A 24,658-nucleotide genomic window follows, 5' to 3' on the forward strand; every position below is an offset into this window, starting at 1 on the left:
TGCCGCCAGCGTTCAATCTGAGCCATGATCAAACTCTTCAGTTTAATATTGCTTAGTGCCTATAGGGCACCAATCTTGGCTCATCAATCTTCTGACAAATATTTCTCAAATAAACTTCGAGTCATTTCTACCATCAATCAATGAAAATAATTTCGATTAATCAATCAGTAAAAATCCACACAAGTTGTTCTTCATAATCTCTTAATGATCTTCTTGCTCTTCGTCAGAGACAAGTTCAACACAATACATCTCAACAACTTAACCTGTTCAGCTAAGTTCGTTTGCTGTATCGCGTCGGGATGAGCTCATTATAGGGCAATTTCCTACACACGCAAGCGCTTTTAACTGCTTGTTTTACTGTGTGTTCTTTTTTTATGCACCAAGCTGGCGCATTAATATACCAACTTAAACATAAACCTTTAATAATAAAGCAGAAATATGAATAAAATATTTCTGCTTTAATTTTGCAATATTATTTCTTTGTTGGAGCTTTAATCGTCACACTCAGGATTTTAATTGGATTTTTAGGTACATCTTGATGCATGCCAAAGTTTCCAGTCGGTACTTTAGTGATTTTATTGACGACATCCATGCCATTAACCACTTTACCAAACACCGCATAGCCTGCATTTGAGCCTGATTTATTCAAGAAATCATTATTAGCCACATTAATAAAGAACTGACTGCTTGCTGAATTAGGATTATTGGTACGTGCCATTGCCAATGTACCTACTGTATTTTTTAAACCATTATTTGCTTCGTTACGAATCGGCGCTCGAGTGGTCTTTTCAATCATACGACTGTCCATACCTCCCCCCTGAATCATGAAGCCTGGGATCACGCGATGGAAAATGGTTCCATTATAAAAATTAGATTGGGCATAAGTTTTAAAGTTCTTTACCGTGATAGGTGCTTTATCATCAAACAATTCAATATCTATATTCCCCGCAGAGGTCTTGATCTGCATTTGTGTATTTGCTGCAAGTACGACTGTGCTTGTTGCAAGAATGGCAACACCCGTGGCGATTTTATTTAACATATAGATAAACCTTCTCAGTTTTGAACGAATAATTAAGTTTAAGTTGGATGATATTTTAGTTCGATAATAAATGACTTGCGTATCTATTCTATATAGATGGATTGATTATCAAATTCAAATCTTATTGTGTTTCAGTCTAGATCAAGACTAAGTCTATTTTCGTTTTAGTTCTCATAATAAGATTAGACCGAATCTTAGTTAAATTTTCAAATATGAAAATGAATAAGCCCCAATTGAATTCAACTGAGGCTTATGGAATATAAATGCTTATGATGATCACATATCAATCATTAAAACTTTGCTACTCAAAATCATTGAGTAATCACATTTTCACATCATCTATATAAAAGAGTTGTTATCAACTCACCTTATCCCAAAATTTACGAAATGCTTTACTCATTTCAATCACATTCTTTTTAGACTTTCGAGAAATCAACGTTAGATTAATAAAGCCATGCGTTTGATCATCATAATCATAATACTCAGTCTTTGTTCCATTTTGACGAAGTTTATGTGCGTAGATCTTTCCTTCATCATGTAATACATCATGTCCTGCTGTTACCACAAAAGCTGGAGCAAGCTTTTTAAAGCTGCCAAAGATCGGCGAAATGAGAGGATCATCTAAGCCAACGCCATGCTGAGTCGCATAATAGTCAGTCACATAATCAATATCTTTACTGGTCAGGATCAATCCTTCGTTATATGCAAAAAATGAAGGATGGCGACTTTTGAAATCAACAGCGGGATAAATCAAAAACTGGGCTTGCGGTGCATAACTACTATTTGCGGCACGTTGTGAAACAACGGCACTGATATTACCGCCCGCACTATCCCCTGCAACTGCAATTCTGTTTTTTAAAATTTTAAATTGACGACGGTTTTGATAAACCCATGCCAATGCATCTTCACAAGATTGAATTAACGCTTGGGGTGAAGTTTCTGGTGCAAGTGGATAATCAATGCTGATCACTTGCACTTTGGCATGTACAGCGATCAGTCTACATACTTCATCATGAGTATTTACACTTCCCACCACAAAACCACCACCATGATAAAACACCACCATCGGTAATTTTTTATTCGGTGCTGGATGATAATGGCGTGCGAAAATACTGCCACTCTGTAGAGGTAATCGAATATCGTCGACAAACTGAACATGAGTCGATTTATGTGTAATGGATTGAATCTGAGTTTCAAAGGCTTTTCGTGAATAATCAACATTATCCCCAATAAAACCTGACTTCCCTTGTTTGAGTTGTGCAGCCATCAAACATTTGGTGAAACTGTCGAGTTGAGGATATTGATAAGGATAGCCCAAGACTTTAACAAGTGACTCTTGTACAACACTTGGTAAACGATCTAGCGTACGGCCTGCTGAACCTTGTCCATTTTCCATCAGTTGTTGTAATTTATTATTTAACGATCCCATGTTCCATCCTCATTCTTCATATTTCCTACATGATCAGGTTTTAGCTGACTATATTGTTATACAAGTCTATTCATTCATATACAAATTCAAAACATCAATACGCTAATCTGACCATAGCAGTCTTGTCATTGACTATTTATCTATTTATCAGGTTTTTTTTGTTATTCCTGATCATCTCATATAAAGGTGAACGCTATGACGATTAAAGTCGTATTTATCTCTATTGCTACAGCGGTGATGGCCGTCGGATGTGTCGCATTTCCTGATGATGGTCCTTACTATAATGGTAGCTATGACCGATCTGATCGCGATTATCGCTATGACCGTGATCGTTATGATCGTAGTAATCAAATCGATCGAGCACGTTGGGAGCGTGAACGTGCTCAAAGAGAGCATCAATCTCGCTTAGATCGTGAAAGACGTGACCGAGACTTAGACCGTCAACGTCATCAACGTGAGCTGAATCAAAAGCGCGAGCAAGACCGTCGTGATCAGTTTAAGCGTGATCAAGATCGTCGTGAACAAGCTAAAAATCAGCAGGATCATCGTAACCAAATGGAACAAAGACAGCGTGAGATCCAAAAGCAAAGAGCTGAAGATCGTAATCGCTGGAATAACCGCTCGACACCGGCTCGCCCAAGTTTCAATCATAATGACAAGCGTTGGGAACCGAAACGTGATCAAAAAAATGATCCTCGTCGTAAACGGGAAAATGCTCGAAAGGATGATTAAGTCATCATTTCACTTGCCTGTATTAATAAGTAAAGCCTAGAAAAAATCTAGGCTTTTTAAAAATGGTCGCTCATTTAATTAAGTCAGGTAATGAGTCAGGATTTACAAGCACTTTTATTTTGAGTCTCTACTTCACTGAGTTTAAATCTCTACCCACTGACAACTGAAACGACATCCTTTATATCGGCAATATGACATTCAACCTTAAACAAATGCACGATTTAAGACAAAGGCATAGTGCATAGAAAAATAGACAGTAGAGGCATCCGATCTACTGTCTATTCTTTAATGATTAGCGCTAAGAATAATGATCAGCAATCATAGTGCAACCATTGATTCCTGAATATCGCTATTCACTCTGCTACTATTTTTCTCATAGTCAAGTAGCAACACTCACCATTATTGTACTGGTTGTTCAGCTTGTGGCATATCGCCTGAAGGCGTTGCTTGAATAGGTTCAGCATTTTGTAGTGTAGGATCGGCTTGTACTGCAACGCCATTTTGAGCATCAACATCAGTTGTAGCAGACTGAGCAATTGATGTATCCGATTGAACTGGAGCAGGCGAAGATTGTGCAGTTTCAGGCGTTGAGTTAGAAGCACAACCCACCATTGTTAAACTTGCACCAGCCAAAATAAGCGAAAAAAGACCTAATTTATTCATACATATATTCCTTTGTTTAAAACAGCTTTTAAAACATCGAAGTCTGTTATTTGCTTCGAGTGCCTATCATTCCTAATTTTTTTATTTCTTGCGTGTACTCTTGGTTAGACTTTTAAAATGATCGAGTTGCAATTTTGCAAAATATGTTAAAAGGGCTAGACAGACTGAATAGTGAATTTTGAGCCAACTTAAAGTTTTATTATTTAAATGATTTTATGTGAATATTAGACTAAATAATTGGGCTTAAAATCTAAATTTGAATAACATTGGTAATATGAATCAGCCTTAACTTAACAATGTAATTTTCAGTTGAATAAAAAAAGCCCATTCAAGGAGGTTGAATGGGCTAGAAAAAGCAAAACTGCTAAAAATAAACAGAAACTACAGCGATAGAATCTGGTTAAAGAGAATACAGCGTTAAGAAAAACTAATGAAAGACTTATTTCCTATGTATTTATATTTTTTTTATATTTTTCTAATAGTTACATTTAAATATTAACATATTTTGTGATTTTTATCACACTTTATAATGATTAATTAATATACAAACAGCCTTAAATATCTCTATTATTTCATTTTTTATTAAATAAACAACTTATTAACTTGAATTTTTATGACTAGCCCGCATTTCTTGAGTATTGATGAATTAAACAATCATGGCAGTTCAGATTAACGCAGTTAACACTGCTGCCAAAAGGACTGTACATGTTTAAAAACCCATTTAAGCGGAGATCTTCCATGGCAAATGAGCAAAACCAACAAACTCAGGACGTTCAAACTGAACAAACTGAACAGCAAGTTGACCTAGAACAAGCTGAAGTTTCTGTTGAAGACTTACAAGCTCAAGTTGCATCGTTAAATGAAAGCTTAAAATATGAAAAAGCTGTAGCTGCGAATGCAAAGTATGAAGCTGAAAAAACAAAAGAGCGTTTAGAACGTGAAGCAGATACAGCCAAAAAATTTGCATTAGAAAAATTTGCGAAAGAATTGCTGGATTCTGTAGATAACCTTGAGCGTGCAATTGCTGCTGTAGGTGAAGAAAAAACTCCGCTTTCAGAAGGCGTTGAACTGACATTGAAATCATTATTGAGCACGCTTGAAAAATTCGGCGTTATCGCTGTAGATACCACTCAAGGTTTTAATGCTGATTTACATCAAGCTGTTGGTATCTCGCCAGATGCCAAAGCAGGTGAAATTGGTGCTGTTCTGCAAAAAGGCTACACACTTTCAGGTCGTTTGCTCCGCCCTGCAATGGTTATGGTTGGACAATAAAGCTCATTAAACCAAGTCATCTTGGTTAAAAGTTAAAGAATTCGAGCGTTTTTGATTTTTTTTAAAATTTTTACTTGAAAAAAAATCATTGGCTCTCATATCGGATAACAAGCATAAACAATTGCAATAATATTTTTGAGGAAACATCCAAATGGCTAAAATCATTGGTATTGATTTAGGTACTACAAACTCTTGTGTAGCAGTACTTGAAGGCGACAAAGTTAAAGTCATCGATAACGCTGAAGGCGCGCGCACAACGCCATCAATTATCGCGTATAAAGATGGCGAGATCCTTGTAGGTCAATCTGCTAAGCGTCAAGCAGTGACTAACCCTAAAAATACACTGTACGCGATCAAACGTTTGATTGGTCGTAAGTATCAAGACCAAGCGGTTCAAAAAGACATCGGTCTTGTTCCGTACAAAATCATCAAAGCTGACAATGGTGATGCTTGGGTTGAAGTCAACGACAAAAAATTAGCGCCACAACAAATCTCTGCTGAAATCTTGAAAAAGATGAAGAAAACAGCTGAAGACTACTTAGGCGAAACAGTAACTGAAGCTGTGATTACAGTTCCTGCTTACTTTAACGATGCACAACGTCAAGCAACTAAGGATGCAGGTAAAATTGCAGGTTTAGAAGTTAAACGTATTATTAACGAACCAACTGCTGCTGCACTTGCGTTTGGTATGGACAAGAAAGAAGGCGACCGTAAAGTTGCTGTATACGATCTTGGTGGTGGTACATTCGACGTTTCAATCATTGAAATTGCTGACCTTGATGGCGACCAACAAATCGAAGTATTGTCAACTAACGGTGATACATTCTTGGGTGGTGAAGACTTTGATAACGCATTAATCGAGTTCTTAGTTGAAGAGTTCAAAAAAGAACAGAACTTCAACTTGAAGCAAGATCCTTTAGCGTTGCAACGTTTAAAAGAAGCTGCTGAGAAAGCGAAGATTGAATTGTCTTCTTCTAATGCAACTGAAATTAACCTTCCATACATCACTGCTGATGCGACAGGTCCTAAACACTTAGTGATCAACGTGACGCGTGCAAAACTTGAAGGTTTGGTTGCAGACTTGGTTGCTCGTACAATTGAGCCATGTAAGATTGCGCTTAAAGATGCGGGTCTTTCGACTTCTGATATCTCTGATGTAATCTTGGTTGGTGGTCAGTCTCGTATGCCAATGGTTCAACAGAAGGTTCAAGAATTCTTCGGTCGTGAGCCACGTAAAGACGTGAACCCTGACGAAGCAGTCGCAATGGGTGCTGCGATTCAAGGTGCTGTACTTTCAGGTGACAAAACTGACGTACTTCTTCTTGACGTTACTCCGTTGACACTTGGTATCGAAACAATGGGCGGTGTGTTAACCGCAATCATTGAGAAAAACACCACGATTCCTGCGAAGAAATCTCAAGTGTTCTCAACTGCTGCTGACAACCAACCTGCTGTAGACATTTCTGTGTTCCAAGGTGAACGTAAAATGGCGCAGCAAAACAAATTGCTCGGTAACTTCCAATTGGGCGATATCCCACCTGCTCCACGTGGTGTGCCACAAATTGAAGTGTCTTTCGATATCAACGCTGATGGTATTTTGAAAGTATCTGCAAAAGACAAGAGCACAGGTAAAGAGCAATCAATTCAAATTAAAGCAAACTCTGGTTTGAGCGATGCTGAAATTGAAGCAATGATCAAAGATGCTGAAGCGAATGCTGAAGAAGATCGCAAGTTCGAAGAGTTAGCGAAAGCACGTAATGAAGCGGATGCACTCGTATCTTCTGCTCAAAAAGCGGTTAAAGATCTTGGTGAGCAAGTGACTGCTGATGAGAAAACTGCAATCGAAACTGCAGTTGCTGAATTAGAAACAGCAACGAAAGAAAACGATGTAGATGACATCAAAGCGAAAACTGAAGCGCTTCAAAACATCATCATGCCGATCAGCCAACGTGCTTACGAAGCTGCTCAAGGTCAAGGTGGTGCTGAAGGTTTTGATCCAAATGCATTCCAAGGTGGCGATGCTGGTCAATCTCAAAAAGCGGATGACGGCGTTGTAGATGCTGAGTTCACTGAAGTTAAAGATGACAAAAAATAATTTGTCGCTTTAATTTGACTCGAAAGAGTTAACAAAAAGACCGCGCGAAAGCGCGGTTTTTTTATGCATATAATTAGAAGACTATAAAAATAAGGATCCTCTATGTTAATTTCTGAAGTCGTTAAACTCACTGGTCTATCCATTCATACTCTTCGTTACTACGAGAAAGAAGGCTTACTTAAAAATATTTATCGGAATCAATCAGGACGACGTGAATATAATGAGCGTGATTTAGAGTGGTTAATTTGGATAAAACGACTTAAATCTACTGGAATGCCTCTAAGTCAAATCAAAAAATTTTCTTCCTTAAGACAACAAGGTGATCAAACATTAAATTTACGACAAAAAATTTTAATCGACCATTCTGAAGTTTTGAAGCTGGAAATACAGCGCATGAATGATGAATTGAGCATCGTGAATTACAAAATTGGATTTTATGAACAAAAAAGGCTTGAGCTAGAGTGAACTCTAGTTGATAGCATTTTTATTCCCTCATCTGAAAATGGATAATAAAAATGCTGAAATCAGGTTTCTATATCACAGCTGAATTAAAAATTACCAACCCCGATAAAATTGATGAAGCCAAACAGGCTTTAATAAAGTTATGTGAACAAACAATTCAAGAGACTGGATGTACACTCTTTCAATTACATCATTGTCTTGAACAACCTACACGATTATTACTTTGGGAAAGATATGATTCAGAAAACGACTACAATGATCATTTTGAACAAGATTACACAAAAGAATATCTAGCACTCCATTTGACTGAAATAGTTCAAGACTTTAAGTCTGATATTATTGTTAATAATTAATCATTTTTATCCTTAAAATCAAAAAATATTCAATTCCATAAAAAAGCCCAATCTACATTGGGCTTTTTAAATCTATTTTAAATTACTCATCAAACGAACTTTCTAACTCTTCCAGTTCCATCATCAGTTCAAGCATTTTTTCTTCTGCTTGTTCTAACTTGCCTTTCAGCTCAGTTTGTTCATTCATCAGCTTTAACAAATCATCCTTACGTGAAGCATCATATAGTGCAGTATCACCCAACAAGGTTTCAATCTCTGCCAAACGTGGTTGAGTTTTTGCAATTTCAGCTTCTAATTTTTCAATATTCTTACGTACAGGACGACTTAACTCACGGCGACGAGCAGCCTCTTTACGCTGTGCTTCTTTATCACCTTTTGCTGCCACAGGCTTAGCGACAACTTGAGATTTCACTGGTGCTGCAGGTTGTTGACCTGATTTGATCATATCGATACGTGCTTGACGTAACCAATCTGCATAAGCAACCAAGTCACCTTCAAACTCACGGCTGACGCCACCATGAACCAAAATCAATTCGTCACACACACTCGCAACCAATTGACGTTCATGCGATACCAGCACCACCGCCCCTTCATAATCTTGCAATGCCATCGTTAAAGCATGACGCATATCCAAGTCTAAATGGTTGGTTGGCTCATCCAGAATCAATACGTTTGGACGTTGCCATACAATCAAAGCCAATGCTAAACGAGCACGTTCACCACCAGAGAAGCTTTCACTTGGCGTATCCATACGTTCGCCACTAAAGCCAAAACTCCCTAAAAATGAACGTAAGCTTGCTTCACTGATCTTCTTGTCTGCGATACGAGCCAACTGCAACATTGGACTCGCGCTACCATCTAAAGCATCCATTTGATGCTGTGCAAAATAACCGATATTGAGCAATTCTGAATCTTTACGCTCACCTTGAATCAGCTCAAGATCGCCAACCAAAGACTTGATCAATGTGGATTTACCCGCACCGTTCATTCCCAGTAAACCAATACGGCTGGTCGGAGTAATTTGCAGATTTACATTGGTCACAATCAGTTTATCGCCATAACCAATATCCGCATGCTCAAGTTGTAACAGTGGCGAACTCATTTTAGTCGGTTCACGGAAGCTAAACGTAAACGGTGTATCGACATGCGCAGCTGAAAGTTCCTGCATACGCTCCAGCTGTTTAATACGGCTCTGTGCTTGTTTGGCTTTGGTGGCTTGCGCTTTAAAACGGTCAATATATTTTTGCAAATGCGCGCGCGTTTCCAACTGCTTTTCGTAGGCTTGTTGTTGCTGTGCTAAACGTTCACTACGGGTACGTTCAAAAGTCGAATAGTTGCCTGTATAGAGAACCAATTCTTGGTTTTCAATATGCAAAATATGATCGGTAATGGCATCTAAGAAATCACGGTCATGTGAAATCAGGACTAAAGTACCTTCATAGGCTTTCAGCCAATCTTCTAACCAAAGAATTGCATCTAAATCCAAATGGTTGGTTGGTTCATCAAGGAGCAATAGATCTGAACGGCTCATCAAAGTTCGCGCCAAATTTAGGCGCATACGCCATCCACCCGAGAAACTCGAAACGCTGAGGTCGGATTGATGTTCGAAGAAACCTAAACCCGCCATCAACTGAGATGCTTTTGATGCTGCTGAATAACCATCAATTTCATCAAAACGACCATACAAATGTGCTAACTCATCATCCGATAACTGATCTGGATGGTCCAATTTATTTTGAATATCCCAATATTCTTCATCACCTGAAAGAACAAAATCAATCGCTTTCATATCGAGTGCTTTGATTTCTTGCGCCATATGCGCCACAGTCCATACCGCAGGACGTGTCAGTGAGCCACCATCCGATTCCATACCCCCCAACAGTGCAGAAAACAGCGTTGATTTACCTGCACCATTGACGCCTGTTAGACCAATTTTCCAACCTGGATGCAATTGCATAGATGCTTTTTGAAATAAAACACGTCCACTGCGGCGTATCGTAAGTTGGTCTAACTGAATCATATATATTCAAACAAATAAGTTTTGGATGCGGCATTTTAAATGATTCTGTGGTCAACAACCAAAAATTTAAAAATTCTTTCGTGCATAAAAAAGAGCCATCATTTCTGACAGCTCTTTAGTGAATATTTTAAATGAATATATTTATAGAAATTAATCTGTGAATGTCACTTTCGCGATGGCTTTTTTACCCGCTTGAACGATCACTGTTTTGTTTTCTTTAATCGAGAATGATGCATCAACAACATTCCAATCCACTTTAACGGCTCCACGTGAAACAGCATCTTTGGCTTGAGCAGCATTTGAGGTTAAACCTGCAGCGCGAACGATAGAGGCAATAAACATTTCACCACCAAACTCAGCACGTGAAATCGTCACTTCTGGTGTGCCTTCAGGAAGTTCACCTTCAGTAATAATGTTGCCTGCACCTTTGTGTGCATTTGCTGCTGCTTCCGCTCCATGGAAACGTTCAACCAACTCAAGTGCAAGAATTTTCTTCACTTCTTGTGGGTTACGCCCGTCTTCAATCTCTTTCAACAATTGTTGAATTTCTTCGATTGATTTAAAGCTCAACAAATCAAAATAACGCTCGATCAGTGAGTCAGGCATCGAAAGTACTTTTTGGTACATCGCACCGGGTGCATCAAATACACCAATATAGTTACCCAAAGATTTAGACATTTTATTGACGCCGTCTAAACCTTCAAGAATTGGTACCGTAATACAGACTTGTGCTTCTTGGTCATAACGACCTTGCAATGTACGACCCATCAACAAGTTAAACGTCTGGTCTGTACCACCTAACTCTACGTCTGCTTCTAGTGCAACTGAGTCATAACCTTGAACCAATGGATACAAGAATTCATGGATCGCAATCGGTTGTTGGTTGTTATAACGCTTAGTGAAGTCATCACGTTCTAACATACGCGCCACAGTTTGCTGTGAAGCCAATTGAATCAAATCAGCCGCAGTTTTTTGTGCAAACCATTCAGAGTTAAACACCACTTTGGTTTTGTTTGGATCCAAAATTTTGAAGACTTGTTCTTGATAGGTTTTGGCATTTTCTAGAACTTGTTCACGAGACAAAGGAGGACGCGTTGCACTCTTACCTGTTGGGTCACCGATCATGGCAGTGTAGTCACCAATCAAGAAAAACACTTCGTGACCTAAGTCTTGGAATACTTTTAATTTATTGATTAAAACAGTATGACCCAAATGCAAATCAGGTGCAGTCGGGTCAAAGCCGGCTTTAATTTTCAAAGGACGATCTTTTTTCAGTTTCTTTAACAGATCTTCCTCAGAAATAATTTCATGAGTGCCTCGTTGGATGAGGGCAAGTTGTTCTTCAGCTGGCAGGAAATTTGACATCACAAAACCCAAATACGTCAGTTAATCAATTTGTGCGATATACTAACATTTTTTCAGCACAATGCAGGCGAAGTATCTTATATGACATCAATCTATATTGGCGTAATGACTGGAACCAGCATGGACGGCGTCGATTTTGTTGCTGCTTCATTTGATCCTTTACATATTCATGCCACATTGACGCTCCCCTTCGATCCAGATTTACGTGATGAACTGATGGCACTGACATTGCCTGATGACAACGAAATTGATCGCATGGGCAAAGCGGATGTGGCACTTGCACAAATGATTGGTCATGGCATTAATCAATTGATTGCTGAACATCATTTAGATAAAACACAAATTAGAGCCATTGGTTCACATGGTCAAACCATTCGCCATCGTCCTGAACATGGGTTTACCTTACAAATTGGTGATCCGAATATCATCACTGAAATTACCCAGATTCCTGTGATTTCTGATTTTCGTCGCCGTGATATGGCGGCTGGTGGTCAAGGTGCCCCCCTTGTCCCTGCTTTCCATCAAGCCTTATTCCAGCATCCAACCATTCACCGTGTGATTTTAAATCTGGGTGGCATTGCCAATGTCAGTATGCTACCTGCAGGTGATGAAAAAGGTGTTTATGGATTCGATACTGGCCCTGCAAATATCTTAATGGACGCTTGGTGTGAGCGCTATACAGGTCAGCCCTATGATGAAAATGGCAATTGGGCTGCCTATGGAACGCCAATTCGATCCCTACTTGATCGACTTCAAGAACATGAATTTTTTTCAAAAGAACCACCCAAAAGTACCGGTCGAGAAGACTTTAATCTTGATTGGCTGGATGAACAAATCGCAGATTGGCGTAATGATCATCAATATGATGAACTCGAAGATACGCCTGAAAATGTGCAAGCAACATTATTAAAACTCACTACACGCGCCATTAAAAAGGCCATTTATCGTTCAGATTTGGATACAGGTGAAGTATATGTCTGTGGTGGTGGCGCTTATAACTCCCATTTGTTAGAGCAGTTACGCTGGCGTTTACGCAAACACAATTGGTCAGTACAAACTACGACTGCTATTGGGCTATCACCAACATGGGTGGAAGCCACGGCCTTCGCTTGGTTAGCAATGAGATTTATCAATCAGCTTGCTGGAAACTTAGCTGAAGTCACTGGTGCTCAAGGCCCTCGTATTTTAGGCACCATGACTGCTGTGTAACTAACATTGATTCTCTTTTTAAGGTCGAACTTGTTTAACAATCTTCGACCTTTTTTCACTGATTACTGACCTTAATAGCAATTTTATAAGTTCGAAATCTATTTCAATATAAAGCTCATACATGGATATTGAGTGATACAAATAAATGACAACAAAAACAGAGAGAATCACTGAATTTCAACGAGACAATTTAAGCTTTGATGTGATTGATACAGGACCATTAGACGGTCATCCGATTGTGCTTCTACATGGCTTTCCTGAAACAGCAAGTATTTGGAAACAGAGCAGTGATATTTTAAATCAGCAAGGTTTTCGAACTTATGCGGTCAATCAACGGGGTTATAGTTTAAGAGCCCAACCCGTCGGGCGAAAAGCATATGCCATTCAACATTTGGTTGCTGATATTGATCAGCTTTTAGATTTGATCGATCAGCCCGTATCACTGGTCGGACATGACTGGGGAGCCGTTGTGGCTTGGGAGATGGCTTTGCAATATCCAGAGAAGATTAAGCATCTCACTGCGATTTCCGTTCCTCATAAAGTAGCATTTATGCGTTCCTTTTATAGCAGTACGCAACTGATTAAATCTTATTATATTGGCTTGTTTCAATTGCCTTGGGTCCCTGAGTTTTTATTTTACAAACTACCAAAATTTGGAGAAGCATTGCTTAAAGATTCTGGGATGACAAAGCAACAATTAGCAGACTTTAAACAGGAAATGCTGATTGAAAAACGTCTAGGATCATCCCTGAATTGGTACCGTGGATTGCCATTTAGTAGTAGCCGTAATCTTTTCAAGAAAGTGAAAGTACCGACTTTATTTATTTGGGGTAAACATGATTCGGCTATTGTAGAAAAAAGCGTTGATCTAAATCACCAGTATATAGATGCGCCTTATCACGAAGTTCGAATGGATGCCACACATTGGATTCCTGTACAAAATGCGGAAGCGCTGACACATCACATTTTACAATTCATTCGACAATCGCTTCCACAGTCATAAATAATCAAACATTAAAAAAACCCGCATCATGCGGGCTTTTTATATTCAAAGCTTGAATTAGATAGAGAAAGAAGAACCACAACCACATGTCGTCGTTGCATTTGGGTTTTGAACCACAAAACGAGAACCTTCTAAACCTTCTAAATAATCTACTTTAGAACCAACCAGATACTGGTAGCTCAATGAGTCAACCAACATCTTTACATCACCGTTAACGAATTCAGCATCATCTTCGTTTTGGCTTTCAGCAAACTTAAAGCCGTAAGAGAAACCTGAACAACCGCCACCAGTAACGTAAACACGTAACATAAGATCCTGATTCCCTTCGCTGTCACGAAGTTGGCGAACTTTATTCGCTGCATTGTCAGTCAGCTCAAGTGCTTGGGCAGTCATGATGTTTTCCTCAAAATTAGATTGGCTTCAAAATAAAAAGACCATATGCAAAGTATAACATACTCAATATATGGTCATAACTCGAACTTTAAAGTTTATTCTGAGTATTTTTATCAGGATTCAAATAAATCCCAATGACGCTTATTTATAGTTCTCTTCTTGCATACTACATTCGAAGTTTTTAGGTGAGTTCTTACAACGGAATTGCCACAATAACTTCATCATCTGCTTGTTATAAACACCTTGTTTAGTCAATGAAATACGAGATTCTCGCATAAGCTTTTGATAACCAGGTTGATCTCCCGCGGGTACATTCATCCAGTATTTTGCTGGAATATCCGCTTTCATTTTACCTAAGATTTGATTAGCACGAGGTAATTGCGTTTTGATCCAATCACGTGATTTTTGACCATAACCTGCTGGGAATTTATCCGCGCGGATAATCACATTACCTGTGACTTGCAGAATTGGATAATTCACAATTGCACCTTTCGTCCCTAAGCCTTTATGAAGCTCCAGTGGTCTAAATACGGCTGCTGGTGCACCAATAATATCGACCTGTCCATTGTTAAATTTACTACCAAAATTGGTTACGTCAGCGCTGACTGCTTGCGCACCAATTTGTTGAACCATAATTTTTTGCGCTTGGTCATAGTCAAGAACAGCGATTTTTTTACCGGCTGCTTTTGCTACAGTGTTGATACTACGATCACGTACCATTAAATACGCATCACCGACAGGGACGACCCCTGCAACTTCGTAATTGCCTTTCACCATATGCTTGGCAAACGTTGGGCTTGCCAAACCTTGCATCACTTGGACTGCCAATTTTAAATCAGGAATTGCACCAATCGCATCCAAAGAGCCTGTGAAATTGTTAAACTGACGACCACGCATCCCTGTAATGCTGACAGCATCACACTTGCCTGCTTTAAAGTCTTCAGCAATCACGCCCTCGTTTTGACCTACTTTTAATTCAATATCAGCCCCCCACTGCTTTGCAGCGAGTTGATAGTCTTTCATCAAGGCAAATACATCACCATTTTTGCCGACCAAGTCGAATACACACATCACTTGTTTGGCTTGAACTGTAGAAACAGCAGTCATCAAACCTGCAGTCATTAACATTGTTTTTTTTAAATTCATTTTATTCTTCCTTGTTCATCTTTTTTCTTGGTTTTTCAATATGTCAGTATATTGATTTAACGCTGAATAGCTTGATCGAGTTTTATAAAATATGAATATGGCTAAATGAGGCATGTCGTTCTTAAAATTGAATCAATATTTTAAGATTTTTATCGGCTGATCCATCAAGCATACTTTATTTTTAATTAAGAATACGTTCTTTTTATAAATCTACAATGGCAGATGTGACATCAAAATATATAAAAAAATCTTAGAAAATTTCTAAGATTTTTTTAGTTAAATCAAGATTATTCACCGCCAAGTGAACACTCAAAATTGGATTTTTCGACAGAACAACGTGCCTTTTTCAAAACAGACATCATTGAAGGATCGTAAATGCCTTGTTTGGTCAAATCCATACGACCTTCACGAAGTAATTTTTGATATTTCAATTTATCCTCAGGGCTTAAATTCATTTTATATTTGGCTGGAATACTTGATTCTAAGCGATTGATCATGCTGAAACTCTTCGGCAAATTCTTGACAAAATAATCACGAGATTTTTGACCAAAACCTTCAGGAAATTTATCTGGACGAATCACTAAGTCCGCCGTAATTTGCAATACTGGAAAATTAAACATTGCACCATTAGAACCTAAACCTTTTTGAATTTCTAATGGTTTATACGCATAGGCTGGCGCACCGACCATATCAACCTGTCCGTTATTAAATTTTGCGACAAAGTTCGAAATATCAGATGGAACCGCTTGAGCGCCGACACGTTGCACCATAATTTTTTGTGCTGCGTCGTAACTTAAGACTGCAAACTTTTTACCGGCAGCTTTTTCAATTGAATCGATTTTTTTATCCCGTACAAAAATGAAAGCCGAGCCTAGTGGTGCAATACCTGCAACTTCGTATTTCTTACCACCTAAATTCGTCACCATTTTCGCTGCATTACGTTTATCTAATGCAAAAGTAATCGCACGTTTTGCAATTTCATTGCTTGGTGCTCCACCAAGGGAATCAATTGAACCCACAAATTTATTGTATTGGCGAGCACGCATTGCTGTCATAAAAACAGCATCACATTTACCTGCTTTGAAATCATTATCAGCAACTGCTTCGTCCTGACGTGGAACAAGATTAATATCTCCTCCCCATGCTTTTGCAGCCAGCGCCCATTCTTGTGCCATTTGAAATGATTCACCTGATTTTCCAAGTAAATCAAAGACGCACACATCAACTTTTGCTTGTGCTGCAGTAGTAAAGCCAACGGTTGATGCTGCCATTAAAGCCAATGTAATTTTTTTCATTCCTTAGATCCTTATTTTTCTACTATGGATTGATTTCACTTCCAATTTTGCATCATAATCACATTTATGGTTAAAAAATAGAGTTATTACTCTATTTTTTTGTTTCTAAAATTTATAATTTAATTTTTTTTGCATTTTATCTTATTAACCATGCATTTTTGATTATTATTCCCCACCCAATGAACATTCAAAATTGGTTCTTTCAATTGTACATCGCGCACGTTTCAGGACACGCATCATGACTGGATCATAAACCCCACGCTCAGTTAACTCTATACGACCATCTCTTAATAGTTTTTGATATCGAATTTTATCTTCAGCAGATACATTTTGCTTATAACGTGCAGGAATTTCAGCCTCCAATCGGCGAATGGTATTCATTGCTTTAGGTAACTGCCGAAGTGACCATGCTCGAGAGTTTTGTCCAAAACCCTCAGGGAATTTATTTTGTCGAATAATTAAATTCCCTGTGACATTAATGAGAGGAAACGTAAACATTGCACCGCTTTTAGCTAGACCTTTATAAATTTCAAGAGGTTTGAACGCATAAGCAGGCGCTGCAATTGAATCAACTTCTCCCCGATTAAATTTAGCTACGAACGTTGAAATATCAGAAGGCACACCAATAGCCCCAACACGCTCAATTGCAATTTTTTGTGCAACATCGTAGTGTAAATAGGCAAACTTCTTACCGATGCCTTTTTCAATCGTGTCCATCGAACGATCACGGACAAAGATATAAGCAATACCTAAAGGAGCGATTGCAGCAACCTCAAATTTTTCACCTTTTATGGTCGTGACCAGACGCTTTGCATTTCTTTGATCCAATGCATAAGATATTGCACGACGTGCAATATCATTCGATGGGACCCCCCCTAATGCATCAATTGAGCCTGCAAATTTATTATACTCACGGGAACGCATCGTCGTCATAGCGACAGCATCGCATTTCCCATTTTTGAAATCACGATCAGCTTGTTCTTCTTTTTGATAGGCAACAAGTTTCACATCAGCACCCCAATTTTTGGATGCAAGCGCCCACTCCTCCATCAGCTTGTAAGACTCACCTGCACGCCCGAGCAAGTCAAAAATACACACTGTTTGCTCCGCTTTGGCTACATTCGAAAATAGTAAGGTGGTGAGAGCCGTTAATAATATTTTTTTGGCATTCATTGCGAGATAATCCATCAAATTTATTTTTATTTATGCACTAATATTCACACGAGAAGATTCTTACATCTATTATTAAGTAAATATTAAATATAACTTAAGTATAGTGAATAAATACGCTTATTCATTACTATTCTTCGAAAGAGATTAATTTTTAAATTTAATTTTGTCTATTTTTTTGTGACCATTCACACATTTTCTATCTGATTTATCAACGTGCACAAAAAAAGCATCCCAAAGGATGCTTTTTTGAACTTTTTAAGACTTATGCGTCAATATCTGCATTCAAAGCATTTTCTTCAATAAAGGCACGGCGTGGTTCCACATCATCGCCCATCAAACATGCAAACATACGATCAGCCTCAATCGCATCTTGAATAGTCACTTGAAGCATATTACGGTTTTCAGGATCCATTGTCGTTTCCCAAAGTTGATCCGCATTCATCTCGCCCAAACCTTTATAGCGCTGGATCATCATGCCACGACGAGAATCTGCCAAAATATGCGCCCAAGCATCATGGAAAGTCACAACATTGATTTTTTTGTCACCTTTTTGAAGGAATGCACCTTCTTCAAGCAACGTGAACCAACTTTTTGAGTTTTGTAGTAAACGCTTATACTCATTAGAAGCCAACAAGCCTTGATCCAATAAATAATGGTGTGGCAGGTTATGAACGTAAACCGTTACACGTGGCCAGAAGTGAGTCACTTTAGAACCATCTGCATGCTCTTTATCAAAGCTTTCAAGACTAATTTCTGGACGTAAACTTGGTTGCGTTTTTTCAATCGCTAAACGTAATTTCTCAGACCAATCTGATACATAAGCTTCATCATGGTTTTGATCAAGTTTGAACGCATCCAAGCCCAGTAAGCCATCCAATAAACTTGCAGGATAACGGACTGTTAATCGCTTTAAGCTCTTTTGAGACGTCTGATAATCTGCAATCACGCTTGCTAATGCTTCACCACGAATCGCAGGTGCTTCACCACTGACATGTAACTCAAGCTCATCAATCGCATTCGAGATGAGATAGCTCTCTAATGCATCATTATCTTTGATGTACTGCTCTTGTTTACCTTTCTTCAACTTATACAATGGTGGTTGTGCAATATAGATATAACCACGTTCTACAAGTTCAGGCATTTGACGGAAGAAGAAGGTCAACAGCAGCGTACGAATGTGCGAACCATCGACGTCGGCATCGGTCATGATGATGATTTTGTGATAACGTAATTTATCTGGATTATATTCTTCACGACCAATACCACAACCGAGTGCAGTAATGAGCGTTCCAACCTCTTGAGAAGAAATCATCTTGTCAAAACGGGCACGTTCCACGTTAAGGATTTTACCTTTCAACGGCAGAATCGCTTGCATCTTACGGTTACGACCTTGCTTCGCTGAACCGCCTGCAGAATCACCCTCGACTAAGTAAAGTTCTGATAAAGCTGGATCTTTTTCTTGGCAATCCGCCAATTTACCTGGCAGGCCTGCAATGTCTAAAGCACTTTTACGACGTGTCATTTCACGTGCTTTACGCGCAGCATCACGTGCACGTGCAGCATCAATGATTTTTCCAGCAATCGCTTTTGCTGCTTGCGGGTTCTCAAGCAAGTATTCAGAGAACGATTTATTCATCGCCTGCTCAACCGCAGACTTCACTTCACTAGAAACCAATTTTTCCTTGGTTTGCGAAGAGAATTTCGGATCTGGCACTTTCACAGAAACAATCGCCGTTAAGCCTTCACGTGCATCATCACCAGAAACAACAACTTTTTCTTTCTTCAAGATATTTTCGCTATCCATGTAGTTGTTCAAACCACGTGTTAATGCCGCACGGAAACCTGCTAAGTGAGTACCACCATCTTTTTGAGGAATGTTGTTAGTAAAGCAACGTACGTTTTCTTGATAGGTATCATTCCACTGCAAGGCAACTTCAACACCAATGCCGTTATCTGCCTGTACTGTAAAATGGAAAATTTCATTCAAATGCGTTTTACCCACATTGATGTATTTTACAAACTCAGATAAACCACCTTCGTAGTCAAAAACATGCTCAGCAGCAATACGTTCATCACGTAGAACAATACGAACACCCGCATTTAGGAATGACAATTCACGTAAACGACGGGCTAAAATATCAACATTAAAAATCGTTTGTGAGAAGGTCAATTCACTTGGATAGAAACGTACAGTTGTCCCCGATGTTTCAGTTTCACCAATCACTTTCAAAGGATAAACTGGATCACCATGTTGGTATTCTTGTTGGTGAATTTTCCCTGCACGATGAATCGTCAATTCTAATTTTTTAGACAACGCATTGACAACCGAAACACCTACACCGTGTAAACCACCCGATACTTTATAGCTGTTGTCATCAAATTTACCGCCGGCATGAAGAATCGTTAAAATCACTTCAGCCGCAGATACACCTTCCTCTGAGTGAATATCAGTAGGAATACCACGACCATTATCAGATACGCTAACAGATTCATCTTCATGGATCGTTACACAAATTTCGTCACAGTGACCAGCAAGTGCTTCGTCAATGGCATTATCTACAACCTCGAACACCATATGATGTAGACCTGAACCATCGTCAGTATCACCAATATACATCCCTGGGCGTTTTCGAACTGCATCTAAGCCACGTAATACTTTGATACTAGAGGAGTCATAAGTATTTTCATTGGTTTGTTCTGTTTGAGAAGCAGTTTGATCTTCTGAACTCATGGTTTCTCCCTAGCGAAAAAGGTTTATCCAAATATGGGTAAAAAAACTTAAAATATCATTGCACAACGACGTGAACTTGCCCGTTATCAACATTGAATAATTGGTAGGAAATAGACAGATCATGTAAATGCTTTTTTACTGATTCATGGTCTAATGTGGTCATAAAAACTTGACTACCAAGTTGGCTCAATCGCTCAATCAACCGTTGCTGTGCGGTTAAATCTAATTCTGCTGTCACATCATCTAATAATACCACAGTTTCCTTATTACAAGCATGAAGCATTGCAATCTGTGACAGTTTTAAAGCCATGATCAATAGCTTTTTTTGCCCCCGTGACAGCACCACATCCGCATCCCCTGTCGGGGTTTTCAACCTTAAATCTGCGCGATGAGGGCCATACTCGGTATATCGTCGGTCAACGTCTTTTTGATGATACTGGATCAAGTCATTCGCCAAACCATTTTCAGTATGAAAGCCTGACACATAGTCTAATTCTATACTGAGATCCGGCAGTAGTTGAGTTAACACCTCATACAAAAAAACTTTCCACTGCTCTACGATTTCGACCCGTTGCGAATGCAAAATTTCACCATATTCGCTGAGCATTTTGTTCCACGGCTCTAAGTCATTCAATGTTAAATTTCGTTTTGTTTTTAACAGGCTGTTACGTTGCTTTAACGCTCGTGAATAGTATTGCCAAGCATGATAAAATTCGGGTTCCACGTGAAACATGAGCCAATCTAAAAGTTGACGACGAGGCTTTGGACCATGATCAATAATATCTGTACTGAGTGGATCAATCAGTTGTAAAGGTAAAATCTTAGCCAGTTGACCTTGTGTCGCTACTGAGTCGCCATTGACCTTAATGAGTTGCTCACCCGAAAGCATTTTCTGCATACCAATTTTTTCAGTCGCTGACTGCGCAAAAACTACCGCATCATTACATTGGTTCTGAATATAGTTTTTGGGAATATGGGTACGAAAAGAACGTCCTGTTGCAAGCAGATGAATCGCTTCTAGTATCGAGGTTTTGCCTGATCCATTTTGTCCATAAAAAACATTAAACGGTTGCAACCCATGGAGCGCAACCGTTTTTAAATTTCTTACTCGCTGTATATTTAAACGCTGAATATGCATAGCGAATGAAATATCCTAAGCTTATACACGCATAGGCATGACTACATAGGTTTGATCTTTGTGAGATGGATCTTGTACCAATACCGATTGGTTTGCTTCAGTCATTGTCATCAATACATCATCCCCATCCAATACACTGAGTACATCGAGAATGTATTGCGCATTGAAAGACATTTCCATTGAAGTATTGTTGTACTGAATAGCAATATCTTCAACCGCTTCATCTTGCTCTGGGTTATTTGCACGCAACTGTAAAGAATCTTCGTTGAATTGCAGAAATACACCGCGTAATTTTTCATTACTTAAAATTGCAACACGCTGCAAAGATTGCTTAAAGACATCATGTGCAATCGTGACAGTTTTATCACCACCACGTGGAATCACACGACGATAATCTGGGAACTTACCATCGATGAGTTTGGTGGTAATTCGGACAGTAATCGCAGGCTGTTCTTTGTCACGACTTTCAGTTTGAAGCGTTACATTTAACAACTCACGCCCAATCAACAAACTGAGTTGTTTATCTTCAACACTTAAAAGACGCTGTAACTCACCGACTGCTTTACGTGGAACAATGGCTTGCACCAATTGTGTCGCATTGGACTGCGCCAAAGTTTCGCACAATGCTAAACGGTGACCGTCTGTAGTAACTGAGCGCAATTGATTTTGATCGATCTCTAACAAAGTCCCTGTTAAATAAAAACGAACATCTTGAACCGCCATTGCAAAAGACGTTTTTTCAAATAGACGTTTTAGTTCACGTTCAGTCACTTGAACCTGAGTACCTTGCGTATTTTCATTGCTCAGTAATGGATAATCTTCAGCAGGTAAAGTACCCAAAACAAATCGACTATTGCCAGATTTTAAAATACAACGCTGATCTTCAGAAATTTGTAAATCAATGAGTGCTGCTGTTGGCAAAGACTTACAAATATCCATGAGTTTACGCGCGGGAACAGTTGTATCGCCAGCTTCTAAACATGCGCCTTCAGCCAAAGTGGTACTTGCCACCAATTCAACCTCTAAGTCTGAACCCGTGATGGTCAAAGCCTGTTGAGTCACTTGAATTTTAACGTTTGAAAGAATGTTTAACGTGTGACGACGCTCAACAGCACCGACAACGTGAGATAAAACATTAAGTAAGCTTTCTTTCGCGATCTTCAAACGCACAGTGGAATTCCTCTAAAACAGAATATTTGGTATTAAAAAATATTTTTTAATTCTGTACTATGCGGTAGATTATACCGCATTGCAAGAATAGAATTTAATCAAAAATCAACTTTGAAGTAGTCGCAATAGGTTCTTGTAATCCTCATTAAAAATAGGATCTTCAGCTCTTAAACTTTGCACTTTTTCACAAGCATGCATCACCGTACTGTGATCACGACCACCAAATGCCATGCCAATTTCAGGAAAACTATCCCCCGTCAGTTCACGAGCCAAGCCCATCGCCAACTGACGTGGACGAGCGAAAATTCGCGTACGTTTTGGTCCCACCAATTCTTTCAATGGTACACGGAAGTATTCACTCACGACACGCTGAATATTTTCAGTACTGATGGTTCTTGCACGGATGGCCAAAACATCTTTCAATGATTCTCGCACTACTTCTAAATCAATTGGTGTACCTTTAAAACGAGATATCGCAACAACTTTATTGAGTGCACCTTCTAATTCTCGTACATTGGCAACCACCTGCTGTGCAATAAATAATGCACAATTTCGAGGTAAATCAATATTGTTGCTTTCCGCTTTTTTGAGCAAAATTTCAATACGTGTTTCAATATCTGGTGGCTCTACACCCACAGATAATCCCCAAGAGAATCGGGAGACTAAACGAGGATCAAGTTCAGTGAGTTCTTTTGGATAACGGTCTGAGGTTAAAATAATTTGTTTCGATTCATCCAATAAAGCATTAAACGTATAAAAAAACTCAACCAAACTTGCTTCTTTTCCAGCCAGCAAATGAATATCGTCGACCAGCAAAAGATCTAAAGAACGACAATTCTTTTTAAATTCTTCAACTTTACCTTTCTGCAATGAACTTACAAAATCTTGCACAAAGCTTTCAGCGGTCATATACATGACGCGCGCATTCGGTTTGGCTTGTAATAATGCATTACCCACGGCTTGCATCAAATGTGTTTTACCTAAACCCGTTGGTCCGTATAAAAACAGCGGATTATGCTGAGACTCGCCCAACTGGGTTAAAACTTTACGACAAGTTTCTGCTGCCATTTGGTTTGAACGCCCTTCAACAAACAGGGCAAAATTAAATAACGGATTGAGTAAGCGTTTTTTTGAGTGTTTAGTATTTGCAACATCTGACTCTTTTTCTTTTTTTACTTTGTTTGATGAGTTAATTGCAGGTACAGATTCTAATGCTGATGTCGTTGTTGCAGGTTGCTCACTGGCAGATAAAATTGCACCTGGACGTGAATCGACTAAAATTTCAATCTTTTTAACTCGACCTTCAGAAAGCTGCTCAGCCAGGATTGTTATTAACTCAAGATGATGTTCTTGAATATAACGAGTCCAATAGGGATTAGGAGCATAGAGTTTTAATACACCCTCTACTTCTTCCGCGATCAAAGGACGAATCCACATCGCAAAGACATTATCAGAGAGCTCTTGTCGCAAGCGAGTTAAGCAGTCCGTCCATAGCATGTGAAATCCCCTTTCTGTTTGAATTTAAAAAAACACCCTGAGCTATCAGGGGTTGCCATCATAACCAAGTTATCCACATCTGTCATGATAATTTCACATTGGAGTTAATAATTAATCATTAAATAGATTTGAATTTAAATTTAAAAGGGCGTGTGGATAAGGTTACACACATGCTGTGGATAAATATTTTACCTAAGTTACCCCCAATTTGTTTTGTTTATAAAAACAGGGTTATCAACAATCAAACTCATTGTTTATTAAAAGTAAAACAGCCTTTTCCACAGAAAAAAAGCCCCCTAATAGTAATAAATTTAAATTTATAAATTTGAATTTATATAATAACAAAGCTACTTTCTGTGGATATCCTAAGCAAATGAATTTAAATTCAAAAAAGTTATGCATAATTAAAACCAATCTAGGTATTGTGGGTATCTTTGTGTATATCATTGTTATTAACTATTTAATTTTAGTTT

20 protein-coding genes are annotated in these 24,658 nt (G+C 38.8%); 7 read left to right on the forward strand and 13 right to left on the reverse strand.

Annotated elements, in window-relative coordinates; genetic code table 11:
- Positions 1 to 472: 472 nt before the first annotated feature.
- Positions 473 to 1,039, reverse strand: coding sequence for a peptidylprolyl isomerase (locus tag AC5YD2_RS12090; protein WP_496126577.1), 567 nt, complete (start codon positions 1,037 to 1,039; stop codon positions 473 to 475).
- Between the two features lie 358 nt (positions 1,040 to 1,397).
- On the reverse strand, positions 1,398 to 2,468 hold the full coding sequence (locus tag AC5YD2_RS12095; RefSeq protein ID WP_496126578.1) for an alpha/beta hydrolase: 1,071 nt from the start codon (positions 2,466 to 2,468) through the stop codon (positions 1,398 to 1,400).
- 195 nt (positions 2,469 to 2,663) lie between these two features.
- Between AC5YD2_RS12095 and AC5YD2_RS12100 the strand changes: the two genes are divergently transcribed.
- Positions 2,664 to 3,200 carry a hypothetical protein gene (locus AC5YD2_RS12100; RefSeq protein WP_496126579.1) on the forward strand — a complete coding sequence of 179 codons (537 nt, stop codon included), beginning with the start codon at positions 2,664 to 2,666 and terminating at the stop codon, positions 3,198 to 3,200.
- A 399-nt stretch (positions 3,201 to 3,599) separates the two neighbouring features.
- Here the strand turns inward: AC5YD2_RS12100 and AC5YD2_RS12105 are convergent, their stop codons facing one another.
- Complete coding sequence (locus AC5YD2_RS12105; protein WP_496126580.1) at positions 3,600 to 3,863, reverse strand: molybdenum ABC transporter substrate-binding protein; 264 nt, start codon at positions 3,861 to 3,863, stop codon at positions 3,600 to 3,602.
- A gap of 738 nt (positions 3,864 to 4,601) precedes the next feature.
- On the opposite strand from AC5YD2_RS12105, the gene grpE reads away from it, so the two are divergent.
- The 4 genes from grpE (at position 4,602) to AC5YD2_RS12125 (ending at position 8,045) form a co-directional block, all read left to right on the forward strand.
- The gene (gene grpE, locus AC5YD2_RS12110) at positions 4,602 to 5,135 is read left to right on the forward strand and encodes a nucleotide exchange factor GrpE (RefSeq protein WP_496126581.1); all 534 of its coding nucleotides are present in this window, start codon (positions 4,602 to 4,604) and stop codon (positions 5,133 to 5,135) included.
- Between the two features lie 151 nt (positions 5,136 to 5,286).
- Positions 5,287 to 7,230, forward strand: a complete 1,944-nt coding sequence (gene dnaK / locus AC5YD2_RS12115; RefSeq protein WP_496126582.1) for a molecular chaperone DnaK — start codon at positions 5,287 to 5,289, stop codon at positions 7,228 to 7,230.
- 102 nt (positions 7,231 to 7,332) lie between these two features.
- A complete protein-coding gene (locus AC5YD2_RS12120; RefSeq protein ID WP_496126583.1) occupies positions 7,333 to 7,695 on the forward strand; it encodes a MerR family transcriptional regulator in 363 nt (120 codons plus the stop codon).
- A gap of 50 nt (positions 7,696 to 7,745) precedes the next feature.
- Positions 7,746 to 8,045 (forward strand): putative quinol monooxygenase, encoded by a 300-nt coding sequence (locus AC5YD2_RS12125; RefSeq protein WP_496126584.1) that lies wholly within the window; start codon positions 7,746 to 7,748, stop codon positions 8,043 to 8,045.
- 82 nt (positions 8,046 to 8,127) lie between these two features.
- On the opposite strand, the gene AC5YD2_RS12130 is transcribed toward AC5YD2_RS12125, so the two are convergent.
- Both AC5YD2_RS12130 and tyrS read right to left on the reverse strand, forming a co-directional pair.
- Positions 8,128 to 10,065: an ATP-binding cassette domain-containing protein gene (locus tag AC5YD2_RS12130; protein WP_496126585.1), complete on the reverse strand. Its 1,938-nt coding sequence runs from the start codon at positions 10,063 to 10,065 to the stop codon at positions 8,128 to 8,130.
- 150 nt (positions 10,066 to 10,215) lie between these two features.
- On the reverse strand, positions 10,216 to 11,430 hold the full coding sequence (tyrS, locus tag AC5YD2_RS12135; RefSeq protein WP_496126586.1) for a tyrosine--tRNA ligase: 1,215 nt from the start codon (positions 11,428 to 11,430) through the stop codon (positions 10,216 to 10,218).
- A gap of 81 nt (positions 11,431 to 11,511) precedes the next feature.
- On the opposite strand from tyrS, the gene AC5YD2_RS12140 reads away from it, so the two are divergent.
- The gene (locus tag AC5YD2_RS12140) at positions 11,512 to 12,639 is read left to right on the forward strand and encodes an anhydro-N-acetylmuramic acid kinase (RefSeq protein ID WP_496126587.1); all 1,128 of its coding nucleotides are present in this window, start codon (positions 11,512 to 11,514) and stop codon (positions 12,637 to 12,639) included.
- Positions 12,640 to 12,784: 145 nt separating this feature from the next.
- Positions 12,785 to 13,642: an alpha/beta fold hydrolase gene (locus tag AC5YD2_RS12145; protein ID WP_496126588.1), complete on the forward strand. Its 858-nt coding sequence runs from the start codon at positions 12,785 to 12,787 to the stop codon at positions 13,640 to 13,642.
- A gap of 57 nt (positions 13,643 to 13,699) precedes the next feature.
- Here AC5YD2_RS12145 and erpA read toward each other — a convergent pair whose 3' ends face one another.
- The 8 genes from erpA to dnaA form a co-directional block, all read right to left on the reverse strand.
- Positions 13,700 to 14,035, reverse strand: a complete 336-nt coding sequence (gene erpA, locus AC5YD2_RS12150; RefSeq protein WP_496126589.1) for an iron-sulfur cluster insertion protein ErpA — start codon at positions 14,033 to 14,035, stop codon at positions 13,700 to 13,702.
- A gap of 141 nt (positions 14,036 to 14,176) precedes the next feature.
- Complete coding sequence (locus tag AC5YD2_RS12155) at positions 14,177 to 15,181, reverse strand: putative solute-binding protein (protein ID WP_496126590.1); 1,005 nt, start codon at positions 15,179 to 15,181, stop codon at positions 14,177 to 14,179.
- A 287-nt stretch (positions 15,182 to 15,468) separates the two neighbouring features.
- Entirely contained in the window at positions 15,469 to 16,476 is a 1,008-nt protein-coding gene (locus AC5YD2_RS12160) for a putative solute-binding protein (RefSeq protein ID WP_496126591.1), read from the reverse strand.
- Between the two features lie 165 nt (positions 16,477 to 16,641).
- A complete protein-coding gene (locus AC5YD2_RS12165; RefSeq protein ID WP_496126592.1) occupies positions 16,642 to 17,649 on the reverse strand; it encodes a putative solute-binding protein in 1,008 nt (335 codons plus the stop codon).
- Between the two features lie 262 nt (positions 17,650 to 17,911).
- Positions 17,912 to 20,380 (reverse strand): DNA topoisomerase (ATP-hydrolyzing) subunit B, encoded by a 2,469-nt coding sequence (gene gyrB / locus AC5YD2_RS12170; RefSeq protein WP_496126593.1) that lies wholly within the window; start codon positions 20,378 to 20,380, stop codon positions 17,912 to 17,914.
- 55 nt (positions 20,381 to 20,435) lie between these two features.
- Positions 20,436 to 21,518, reverse strand: coding sequence for a DNA replication/repair protein RecF (recF, locus tag AC5YD2_RS12175; protein ID WP_496126594.1), 1,083 nt, complete (start codon positions 21,516 to 21,518; stop codon positions 20,436 to 20,438).
- Between the two features lie 21 nt (positions 21,519 to 21,539).
- Positions 21,540 to 22,688, reverse strand: a complete 1,149-nt coding sequence (dnaN, locus tag AC5YD2_RS12180) for a DNA polymerase III subunit beta (RefSeq protein ID WP_496126595.1) — start codon at positions 22,686 to 22,688, stop codon at positions 21,540 to 21,542.
- Between the two features lie 105 nt (positions 22,689 to 22,793).
- Positions 22,794 to 24,185, reverse strand: coding sequence for a chromosomal replication initiator protein DnaA (gene dnaA / locus AC5YD2_RS12185; protein ID WP_496126596.1), 1,392 nt, complete (start codon positions 24,183 to 24,185; stop codon positions 22,794 to 22,796).
- Between the last annotated feature and the right edge of the window lie 473 nt (positions 24,186 to 24,658).

This window comes from Acinetobacter sp. CY73, assembly GCF_059515865.1.

Coding starts and splice junctions, on each gene's coding strand:
- recF (WP_496126594.1), bottom strand. CDS start 21,518: ATGCATATTCAGCGTTTAAATATACAGCGAGTAAGAAATTTAAAAACG.
- AC5YD2_RS12160 (WP_496126591.1), bottom strand. CDS start 16,476: ATGAAAAAAATTACATTGGCTTTAATGGCAGCATCAACCGTTGGCTTT.
- erpA (WP_496126589.1), bottom strand. CDS start 14,035: ATGACTGCCCAAGCACTTGAGCTGACTGACAATGCAGCGAATAAAGTT.
- AC5YD2_RS12145 (WP_496126588.1), top strand. CDS start 12,785: ATGACAACAAAAACAGAGAGAATCACTGAATTTCAACGAGACAATTTA.
- AC5YD2_RS12155 (WP_496126590.1), bottom strand. CDS start 15,181: ATGAATTTAAAAAAAACAATGTTAATGACTGCAGGTTTGATGACTGCT.
- AC5YD2_RS12140 (WP_496126587.1), top strand. CDS start 11,512: ATGACATCAATCTATATTGGCGTAATGACTGGAACCAGCATGGACGGC.
- AC5YD2_RS12130 (WP_496126585.1), bottom strand. CDS start 10,065: ATGATTCAGTTAGACCAACTTACGATACGCCGCAGTGGACGTGTTTTA.
- AC5YD2_RS12090 (WP_496126577.1), bottom strand. CDS start 1,039: ATGTTAAATAAAATCGCCACGGGTGTTGCCATTCTTGCAACAAGCACA.
- tyrS (WP_496126586.1), bottom strand. CDS start 11,430: ATGTCAAATTTCCTGCCAGCTGAAGAACAACTTGCCCTCATCCAACGA.
- gyrB (WP_496126593.1), bottom strand. CDS start 20,380: ATGAGTTCAGAAGATCAAACTGCTTCTCAAACAGAACAAACCAATGAA.
- AC5YD2_RS12120 (WP_496126583.1), top strand. CDS start 7,333: ATGTTAATTTCTGAAGTCGTTAAACTCACTGGTCTATCCATTCATACT.
- AC5YD2_RS12105 (WP_496126580.1), bottom strand. CDS start 3,863: ATGAATAAATTAGGTCTTTTTTCGCTTATTTTGGCTGGTGCAAGTTTA.
- AC5YD2_RS12125 (WP_496126584.1), top strand. CDS start 7,746: ATGCTGAAATCAGGTTTCTATATCACAGCTGAATTAAAAATTACCAAC.
- grpE (WP_496126581.1), top strand. CDS start 4,602: ATGGCAAATGAGCAAAACCAACAAACTCAGGACGTTCAAACTGAACAA.
- AC5YD2_RS12100 (WP_496126579.1), top strand. CDS start 2,664: ATGACGATTAAAGTCGTATTTATCTCTATTGCTACAGCGGTGATGGCC.
- AC5YD2_RS12165 (WP_496126592.1), bottom strand. CDS start 17,649: ATGAATGCCAAAAAAATATTATTAACGGCTCTCACCACCTTACTATTT.
- dnaA (WP_496126596.1), bottom strand. CDS start 24,185: ATGCTATGGACGGACTGCTTAACTCGCTTGCGACAAGAGCTCTCTGAT.
- AC5YD2_RS12095 (WP_496126578.1), bottom strand. CDS start 2,468: ATGGGATCGTTAAATAATAAATTACAACAACTGATGGAAAATGGACAA.
- dnaK (WP_496126582.1), top strand. CDS start 5,287: ATGGCTAAAATCATTGGTATTGATTTAGGTACTACAAACTCTTGTGTA.